The sequence below is a fragment of the Enterococcus sp. HMSC072F02 genome, from assembly GCF_001837725.1.
Taxonomy (GTDB): domain Bacteria; phylum Bacillota; class Bacilli; order Lactobacillales; family Enterococcaceae; genus Enterococcus_B; species Enterococcus_B lactis.
In genome coordinates this window covers 1-1,060 of record NZ_KV833970.1, presented here as the reverse complement: position 1 = coordinate 1,060, position 1,060 = coordinate 1, and the positions used below count along the sequence as shown (strand labels likewise).

Genomic DNA, 1,060 nt, shown 5'->3' with positions numbered 1-1,060 from the left:
TACCGCAGATGCAAGCTTTTGAACACTGTTTACCAAGAGGTCGTACAGAAGCCGTTTAGTTTTGAGTATTAAGAAAAATTTTTTGAATGATAATAAATACCTTGTAAATATTGTTTTGTGATTGAGTAGAGACGATGCATCCGTCTCTTTTTTTGTATTCTTAAGCCGTCTAAAAACTGGTTTTATTTTTTTACTGTTTCTATTTCTTTCCAGTATTTATTTATAGGGGAACGTATGTTAAGATTTAGGGAGCTGTTAGTAAAGGAGTAAAGAAATGAGCAAAAAAACAACCAAGGCGATCGTGGGGATCGTCGCTGCTGTGATTGCAGGGGCACTCGGTATTTCCACCACACAAAAAGATTCAGATATCTTCCAACAAATTACAACCATTTTTGATTCCACACCGCAAGCTTCTCAAGTAGCGGATGTGCCAGAATATGATGGAAAACATCAAGAAATAGAAATCAATGGGAATCAGCCCGAGTTTACAAAAGAGGATCTTAGTCTTTCCAAAGGGACATGGGAAAGCTATTCAAATATAGACAAATTGAACAGAGTAGGACAAGCCAATGCGATGTTGGGAAAAGACTTGTTCCCTACTGAAAAGAGAGAACCTTTGTATATTGATCCGACAGGTTGGAGACAAAAGAAATTAAGTGACGGACAATGGTTATACAACCGCAGCCATTTGATTGGTTTCCAGTTGACTGGTCAAAATAATAACATTAAAAACTTAATGACAGGGACACGTTCGCTGAATGCTCCGTACATGCTTGCCCACGAAAATGATATTGCGGCATATATCAAGGAAACAAATCATCATGTACGCTATCGTGTCACTCCTCATTTCGAGGGAAATGAACTGGTAGCAAGAGGTGTGCAGTTGGAAGCAGAAAGCATTGAAGACAAAAAAATTGAATTCAATGTCTTTATCTACAATGTTCAAGATGGCTACACCATCAATTATGAGACAGGGCAAGCAACGAAAACGAAAAATTAGTAGCAGCAATTCGAATTTTTTATGAACTTTACGCCGATTGTAAAATTAAGCTAGACAACT

Annotated in this window: 1 protein-coding gene; it reads left to right on the top strand. The window is 37.6% G+C overall.

From position 1 onward, the window contains the following. Positions 1 to 274 precede the first annotated feature (274 nt). The gene (locus HMPREF2731_RS11815; protein WP_002318586.1) at positions 275 to 1,000 is read left to right on the top strand and encodes a DNA/RNA non-specific endonuclease; all 726 of its coding nucleotides are present in this window, start codon (positions 275 to 277) and stop codon (positions 998 to 1,000) included. The last annotated feature ends 60 nt before the right edge of the window (positions 1,001 to 1,060 follow it).